The sequence below is a fragment of the Kitasatospora sp. NPDC091257 genome (genome assembly GCF_044757675.1).
GTDB classification, from domain to species: domain Bacteria; phylum Actinomycetota; class Actinomycetes; order Streptomycetales; family Streptomycetaceae; genus Kitasatospora; species Kitasatospora lactacystinica.
Map to the genome: position 1 here is coordinate 1 of NZ_JBIVVI010000347.1, position 7,535 is coordinate 7,535.

Below are 7,535 nucleotides of genomic sequence, written 5' to 3' on the forward strand. Positions count from 1 at the left end.
CCCTGCCTGTGCCGTGCCCGGCACCTGGCCGCTCTCCGCCCGTGCCCCGCAGGGAAGCTGACGACGTCCCAGGTCATGGCCTTATTCTGCCCGGATATACACTCGGAGTATACGCCGGGTGTATGTTTCCCTCCATGAGTGTTCCTTTGACCCTCCTGGGGCTGCTGGAGCGTGAGCCCAGCCACGGCTACGACCTCAAGCGCGACTACGACGCCCTCTTCGGCCGCGGCAAGCCCCTTCCGTACGGTCAGGTCTACGCGACCCTCGGCCGACTGGCCCGCGACGGCAAGGTGATGGCCGGCGAGGCGGAGCCCGGCGACGGGCCCGAGCGCAAGCGGTACGTCATCACCGAGACCGGGGCGACCGAGTTCGAGACCTGGCTGCGGGAACCGGTCGCACCCGAGCCCAACCTCCAGTCCGTGCTGTTCACCAAGGTGGTGCTGGCCCTGATGCTGGGCCGCGACGCCGAGCACTACCTGGACACCCAGCGCGCCGCCCACCTGCGCCGGATGCGCGAACTCACCGAACTGCGCCGCACCGGCGCCCTGGTGGACGCCCTGCTCGCCGACCACGGCCTGTTCCACCTGGAGGCCGACCTGCGCTGGATCGACCTCACCGCCGCCCGCCTGGACGCGCTCGCCGCGGAGGTGAACGCATGACCGCGGTCATCGAGGCCCGGGACGTCGCCCTCGCCTTCGGCGAGACGCCGGCGCTGCGCGGGGCGAGCCTGTCCGTGGAGGCCGGCGAGGTGCTCGCCGTCATGGGCCCCAGCGGCTCGGGCAAGTCGACGTTGCTCCACTGCCTGGCCGGCATCCTGGTGCCCGACGCGGGCGAGGTGCTGTTCGGCGGGAAGCGACTGGACGCGATGCCGGAGGCGCAGCGCAGTGCCCTGCGCCGCGACAGGTTCGGCTTCGTGTTCCAGTTCGGCCAGCTGGTGCCGGAGTTGACGGCCGAGGAGAACGTCGCCCTGCCGCTGCTGCTGAACGGCGTGCGCCGTTCCGCCGCGCTGGCGGAGGCCCGGCCGTGGTTCGCCCGGCTCGGCCTGGACGGCCTGGAGAAGCGCCGCTCCGGCGAGCTGTCGGGCGGTCAGGCGCAACGGGTCGCGCTGGCCCGCGGGTTGGTGGCCCGCCCGCAGGTGCTGTTCGCCGACGAGCCGACCGGCGCCCTGGACTCGCTGACCGGCGAGCAGGTGATGGACCTGATGGTCGCCTCGGCCCGCGAGCAGGGCACCACCGTCGTCCTGGTGACCCACGAGCCCCGGGTCGCCGCCTTCGCCGACCGCGAGGCGATCGTCCGCGACGGCAAGGCCCGTGCGCTCTCGGCCGGAGCCGGAACGGTGGCCCCGTGATCGCCTTCTCGCTCCGCCTGGCCGTCAGCGGCGGCCGGGAGGCGGTGGCCCGGCTGCTGATGATCGCGGCGGCGGTCGCGATCGGCGTCGGGCTGCTGCTGTCCACGCTCGCCAGCATGAACGCGATCGAGCGGGCCAACCAGCGCCAGGTCTGGCTCGATACGGGCGCCGCGAGCCGGACCGGGGCCGCGCCGGTCGACCCGCTCTGGTGGCGGCCGCACCTGGACTACTACGACGGCTCGGACATCCGCGAGGTCGACCTCGCCGCCACCGGGGCGACCTCGCCCGTCCCGCCGGGGCTCGACCGCCTGCCGGCCCCCGGGGAGTACTACGCCTCCCCGGCCCTGGCCGAGCTGCTGCGCAAGGTCCCGGCCGTCGAACTCGGTGACCGCATCCCCGGCCGGATGGTCGGCACGCTGAACGACTCGGCGATGCCGTCCCCGGACACCCTGGCCGTGCTCGTGGGCCGGACGGTCGACGAGGTCAAGGGCGCGCACGGGGCCGTCGCCGTCACCACCATCGCCACGACCCGACCCGAGTGCGGGAACGGTGACTGCCTGAGCCGGGGCATCCGGGGCGATGCGATGACGCTCATCCTGTCCGTCGTGGGCGGTGCGATGATCTTCCCGGTGCTGATCTTCATCGGCACCGCGACCCGCCTGTCCGCCGCCACCCGGGAGCAGCGGTTCGCCGCGATGCGGCTGGTCGGCGCCACCCCGCGGCAGATCGCGGTGATCGCCGCGGTCGAGTCCACCGTCGCCGCGGTGGCCGGTACGGTCGCCGGCTTCGGCCTCTACCTCGCGCTGCGCCCGCCGGCGGCCGACGTGCCCTTCACCGGCGGCCGCTTCCACCTCGACGACCTGACCCTGACCGGGCTCCAGATACTGGGCACCGCCCTGGCCGTGCCGTTGGCCGCAGCGGTCGCGGCCCGGTTCGCGCTGCGCCGGGTCGCCATCTCCCCCCTGGGCGTCAGCCGGCGGGTCACCCCGCAGCCGCCCCGGGCCTGGCGGCTGATCCCGCTGCTGGCCGGGCTCGCGGAGCTGGTGTACTTCGTCGGCCGCCGCCCGGCCACCGGCAACGGGCAGGCCGCGGCCTACCTGCCCGGGTTCCTGCTGGTGATGCTGGGCCTGGTGATCGCCGGGCCGTGGCTGACCATGGTCGCCGCCCGTACGGTCGCCCGCCGCACCGGCCGCCCGGCCACGCTGATCGCGGTGCGCCGGCTCGCGGACGACCCGAAGACCGGGTTCCGCGCGGTCAGCGGCCTGATCCTGGCACTGTTCGTCACCACGTCGACGGTTTGCATCATCGGCACGATCAACGCCAACCGCGGTTCGCTGGGCGGCGATCCGATGTCCCGGGCGTCCGTGGTGCAGGGCGAGTTCCGGGACGGCCGGCCGCCGTTGGCGGGCTCGACGCCGGAGCGGGTGCTGGCCGAGGTGCGGGCGGTGCCGGGCTTCAAGGGCCTCGCGGTGGTCCACAGCAATCCGGACGGGCTCGCGAAGTACCCCGTGAACCCGCGCCCGGACGCCCCGCTCATGACCCCCGGCCTGGTGTCCTGCGCGGACCTCGCCCGGATCCCCGTGGTCGGCCACTGCGCGGCCGGGGCGAGCGTCGCCGCCGTCCCTCTGCGCGACTTCCTCAACCTCACGTCGCACCCCGACACCGAGTGGCCCGCCGCCCCGATCTCCGCGGAGGAGGTCGCCGGGCTCCCGGTCCAGGCGCTCTACGCCACGACCGACGGATCGGCGGCGGCGAAGGAACGGGTCCGGACGGTCTTCACCGCGGCATGGCCGGACCACGACGCGCACACGGTCGGCGACTGGGCCACCGAAGGTCAGCAACAGCTCGCCGGATGGCGGCAGTTGGCGAACGTCGTGCTGCTGACCACGCTTCCGATCGCCGGGTGCAGCCTCGCGGTCAGCGTGGTGGCCGGGCTCTCCGACCGCAGGCGGCCGTTCGCGATGCTGCGGCTCACGGGGTCGCCGCTGCGCCTGCTGCAGCGGGTGATCGCGCTGGAGAGCGTGCTGCCGCTGCTGGCGGTGGCGGTGATCTCGCTCGGCGCGGCCTTCGCCGCCGCGGCCCTGTTCCTCTCGTCCCAGATGGACTACGGCCTGGTGTCGCCCGGGGCGGTGTACTTCGGCGTCGTCGCCCTCGGCATCGTCGCCTCGGTCGGGATCATCGCCTCCACCCTGCCGCTGCTGAAGCGGATCACCGGGCCGGAGGCGGCCCGCAACGGCTGACCACCCCGGCCCGGAGGCTGCCCCGCCGCCCGCCCTCAGCGGGCGACGGGGTAGCCGTGCGTCCCGGCCCGCACCTGCGGGGACAGCCCCGGCAGCCAGCTGCCGAGGACCAGCGCGGACGGGTAGAACATCGGCTCCGGCAGCGCGTCCACCGGGAAGCGCTCCCAGCCGGCGCAGGCGTGCGGCTCGGTGACCACGGCCTCGGCCAGGCTGGGCGGCGCCAGCACGGCGGCGGTCAGCCTGGGCCGGCCGAGCTCGTGGTCGAGGTGGACGGCGAGCACCCGCATCTCCTCGGCGGGCAGCACGATGCCGGTCTCCTCGGCGAGTTCGCGGGCCGCGGTCCGCTCGAAGGACTCGCCGAGGTCGACCTTGCCGCCGGGCAGGCTCCAGGTGGGCGGCTCGCCGGCGGTGGTCCGGCGGCCGATCAGCACCCGGCCGTCCCCGGTGGGCACGATGATCCCCGCGCCGAGCAGCGGTGCGGTCGGTGCTGTGCTCAACTCGCCATCTCCTTCAGCAGGTCACCAGTTGGCGCGGTCGTAGTCCTTGAGGAAGCAGCCGTACAGGTCCTCGCCGGCCTCGCCGCGCACGATCGGGTCGTACACCCGCGCCGCGCCGTCGACCAGGTCGAGCGGGGCGTGGAAGCCCTCGTCGGCGAGCCGCATCTTGTCCGGGTGCGGGCGCTCGTCGGTGATCCAGCCGGTGTCCACGGCGGTCATCAGGATGCCGTCGGACTGGAACATCTCCTCCGCGCTGGTGCGGGTGAGCATGTTGAGCGCGGCCTTGGCCATGTTGGTGTGCGGGTGGCCGGCGCCCTTGTAGCCGCGCGCGAACACGCCCTCCATCGCGGAGACGTTGACCACGTACTTGCGGCGGGACGAGGAGGCGGCCATCGCCGGGCGCAGCCGGCTGATCAGGATGAACGGCGCGGTGGAGTTGCAGAGCTGGACCTCCAGCAGCTCCATCGGGCCGACCTCCGAGACGGTCTGCACCCAGCTGTTGGTGTCCGCGAGGTCGGGCACCAGGCCGCCGGCGTCGATCGCGGTGCCGGCCGCGATCCGGGCGGGCGTGGCGGAGCCGGTGACCAGGGCCAGCGAGGTGACGTCCTCGGCGGTGATCCGCTGCACGTCGCCGCCCGCCTGGTGGGGGAGTGCGGGCAGGTCGACGCTGCCGCTGCCGAAGCGGCCGATGGTGGTGGCCTGCGGCAGCTCGCCGGCCGGCAGCGGCGCGGACTCGGCGTTCACCAGCTCGCGGTAGGACTCCGGCGGGCGGCGCACGGTCTGCGCGGCGTTGTTGATCAGGATGTCCAGCGGGCCGTCGGCGGCGACCTCGTCGGCCAGCGCCAGCACCTGGGCCGGGTCGCGCAGGTCGATGCCGACGATCTTGAGGCGGTGGATCCACTCGGCGCTGTCCGGCATCGCCTTGAAGCGGCGGATCGCGTCGTTGGGGAAGCGGGTGGTGATGGTGGTGTGGGCGCCGTCGCGCAGCAGCATCAGCGCGATGTACATCCCGATCTTGGCGCGGCCGCCGGTGAGCAGTGCGCGCTTGCCGGTGAGGTCGGCGCGGGCGTCCCGGCGGGCGCGGTTCTTGACCGCGCAGTTCTGGCAGAGGTTGTGGTAGAAGGCGTCGACCTCGACGTACCGCTGCTTGCAGGTGTAGCAGGAGCGCGGGCGCTCCAGGATGCCGGCGATCTCGGTGGTGGTGACGGTGGTCAGGCCGAAGGCGCCGGCCGTCTCGTCGTCGATCCGGCTCGGCGCACCGGTGGCGGTGCGGGCGGTGACCTCGCGGTCGTTGGCGGTCTTGCGGGCCCGGGTCTCCTGGCGGCGACGCTGCTTCAGGGTGCGGAATATGCCGCCGACGGCCTGGCGGACGGTGATCGCGTCCGGGTGGTCCACGTGCAGCTCGTCGAGCTCGGCGATCACCTCCAGGCAGAGCTTCAGCCGCTCGGGGTCGAGGCCGGGACCGTAGTCGATCTCCTCGGCGTCCCCGATCCGGTCCGGCGCGATGTCCGGCCGCGCGATGTCCGTCTGTTCGATGTCCGTCTGCCCGATGCTCACGCCTGCTGCCGCTTTCCCGTTCGCCACGCCCACACGCGTGAAGCCATGCCCGTTACCGCGTGAATGCTACGGGAGCGGTCCGGACCGGGGCGAAAACCGGACGTCGGAGGGGGTCTTTGGATGATCCTCCATGTCTACGCGCGGAGCATTGATCACGGTTTGTGGACAGCCCCAGCAAAGCTCCTCGAACTGGCTTTTGGCCCCGCCCTCACGGAGAATCGAATGCTGGGTGCCGGGCGCCCGAGTGCGCTCCGGCGGCATCGCCGCAACCGCACCCGAGGTGTATCCCCCAGCCAGAGAGCCCTTCTTCATGCGCTTCCTGAACGACCTCAAGCCCTCGTACGACCTGACGTACGACGACGTCTTCATGGTCCCCAGCCGTTCCGCCGTGGGCTCCCGGCAGGGCGTGGACCTCTCCTCGAACGACGGCACCGGCACCACCATCCCGCTGGTCGTGGCCAACATGACCGCCATCGCCGGCCGCCGGATGGCCGAGACCGTCGCCCGCCGCGGCGGCCTGGTCGCCATCCCGCAGGACATCCCCACCGAGGTCATCGCCGAGGTCGTCTCCTGGGTCAAGCAGCGCCACCTGGTCTTCGACACCCCCATCACGCTCGCCCCGGGCGCCACCGTGGCCGAGGCCGTCTCGCTGCTGCCCAAGCGCGCCCACGGCGCCCTCGTGGTGGTCGAGGACGGCAGGCCGGTCGGCGTGGTCACCGAGTCCGACTGCCAGGGCGTGGACCGCTTCACCAGCCTGGCCGACATCATGTCCCGCGAGCTGCTGGTGCTGGACGAGGGCATCGACCCGCGGACCGCCTTCGACAAGCTCACCGAGGCGCACCGCAAGCTCGCCCCGGTCGTGGACGGCGAGGGCCGGCTGGTCGGCCTCCTCACCCGCAAGGGCGCGCTGCGCGCCACCCTCTACACCCCGGCCCTGGACGCGGCCGGCAAGCTGCGGATCGCCGCCACCGTCGGCATCAACGGCGACGTCGCGGGCAAGGCCGAGGCGCTGATCGAGGCCGGCGCCGACGTGCTGGTGGTCGACACCGCGCACGGCCACCAGGAGTCCATGATCAGCGCGCTGCGCGCGGTGCGCGGACTGGACCCGCAGGTCCCGATCGTGGCCGGCAACGTGGTCTCCGCCGTCGGTGTCCGCGACCTGGTCGAGGCGGGCGCCGACATTCTCAAGGTCGGCGTCGGCCCCGGCGCCATGTGCACCACCCGGATGATGACCGGCGTCGGCCGGCCGCAGTTCTCCGCCGTCCTGGAGTGCGCCGCCGAGGCGCGCCGGCTCGGCAAGCACGTCTGGGCGGACGGCGGCGTGCGCCACCCGCGCGACGTCGCGATGGCGCTGGCCGCCGGCGCCTCCAACGTGATGATCGGCTCCTGGTTCGCCGGTACCTACGAGTCCCCGGGCGACCTCCAGACCGCCGCCGACGGCCGCCAGTACAAGGAGAGCTTCGGCATGGCCTCGGCCCGTGCGGTGAGCAACCGCACCGCCCAGGACTCCTCGTACGACCGGGCCCGCAAGGCGCTGTTCGAGGAGGGCATCTCGCACTCCCGGATGTTCCTCGACCCGGCCCGCCCGGGCGTCGAGGACCTGATCGACTCGATCATCGCGGGCGTCCGCAGCTCCTGCACCTACGCGGGCGCTGCCAGTCTGGAGGAGTTCCACGAGAAGGCGATCGTGGGCATCCAGAGCGCGGCCGGCTACGCCGAGGGCAAGCCGCTGCACTCCAGCTGGGCCTGATCGCCGCCGGCGGCGCCCGCTGCGCCCGCCGCGCCCGCGTCCGTACCGCCGGCCGTCCGGTTCCTCGCCTTGGGGAGCCGGGCGGCCGCGGCCGTCACGGGGGCCTGCCGCCCGGCGCCCGGCACCCCGTCCGGTCCGGTGCC

General features: G+C 73.4%; 6 protein-coding genes and 1 pseudogene. 4 read left to right on the forward strand and 3 right to left on the reverse strand.

Annotation, left to right across the window (positions count from 1 at the left end):
- Positions 1 to 134 precede the first annotated feature (134 nt).
- From ACIQOV_RS17900 to ACIQOV_RS17910, 3 genes are read left to right on the forward strand one after another with little or no spacing between them, the layout of a single operon-like run.
- Positions 135 to 659: a PadR family transcriptional regulator gene (locus tag ACIQOV_RS17900; RefSeq protein ID WP_401049507.1), complete on the forward strand. Its 525-nt coding sequence runs from the start codon at positions 135 to 137 to the stop codon at positions 657 to 659.
- A complete protein-coding gene (locus tag ACIQOV_RS17905; RefSeq protein WP_401049509.1) occupies positions 656 to 1,348 on the forward strand; it encodes an ABC transporter ATP-binding protein in 693 nt (230 codons plus the stop codon). The genes ACIQOV_RS17900 and ACIQOV_RS17905 overlap by 4 nt, the downstream gene beginning before the upstream one ends.
- On the forward strand, positions 1,345 to 3,588 hold the full coding sequence (locus tag ACIQOV_RS17910) for an FtsX-like permease family protein (RefSeq protein WP_401049511.1): 2,244 nt from the start codon (positions 1,345 to 1,347) through the stop codon (positions 3,586 to 3,588). Before ACIQOV_RS17905 ends, ACIQOV_RS17910 begins: the two co-directional genes overlap by 4 nt.
- Before the next feature lie 35 nt (positions 3,589 to 3,623).
- On the opposite strand, the gene ACIQOV_RS17915 is transcribed toward ACIQOV_RS17910, so the two are convergent.
- A complete protein-coding gene (locus tag ACIQOV_RS17915) occupies positions 3,624 to 4,085 on the reverse strand; it encodes an NUDIX domain-containing protein (protein WP_359898714.1) in 462 nt (153 codons plus the stop codon).
- A gap of 21 nt (positions 4,086 to 4,106) precedes the next feature.
- Positions 4,107 to 5,591: an SDR family NAD(P)-dependent oxidoreductase gene (locus ACIQOV_RS17920; protein ID WP_401049514.1), complete on the reverse strand. Its 1,485-nt coding sequence runs from the start codon at positions 5,589 to 5,591 to the stop codon at positions 4,107 to 4,109.
- 361 nt (positions 5,592 to 5,952) lie between these two features.
- On the opposite strand from ACIQOV_RS17920, the gene ACIQOV_RS17925 reads away from it, so the two are divergent.
- On the forward strand, positions 5,953 to 7,392 hold the full coding sequence (locus ACIQOV_RS17925) for a GuaB1 family IMP dehydrogenase-related protein (protein WP_401049512.1): 1,440 nt from the start codon (positions 5,953 to 5,955) through the stop codon (positions 7,390 to 7,392).
- On the opposite strand, the pseudogene ACIQOV_RS17930 reads toward ACIQOV_RS17925, so the two are convergent.
- Positions 7,353 to 7,535 (reverse strand): annotated as a pseudogene (locus ACIQOV_RS17930) (hypothetical protein); the annotation flags it as partial. The gene ACIQOV_RS17925 and the pseudogene ACIQOV_RS17930 overlap by 40 nt on opposite strands.

Excerpts from the sequence above, each read along its gene's own strand:
- ACIQOV_RS17925 (WP_401049512.1), top strand. The coding sequence starts at position 5,953 with ATGCGCTTCCTGAACGACCTCAAGCCCTCGTACGACCTGACGTACGAC.
- ACIQOV_RS17900 (WP_401049507.1), top strand. The coding sequence starts at position 135 with ATGAGTGTTCCTTTGACCCTCCTGGGGCTGCTGGAGCGTGAGCCCAGC.
- ACIQOV_RS17905 (WP_401049509.1), top strand. The coding sequence starts at position 656 with ATGACCGCGGTCATCGAGGCCCGGGACGTCGCCCTCGCCTTCGGCGAG.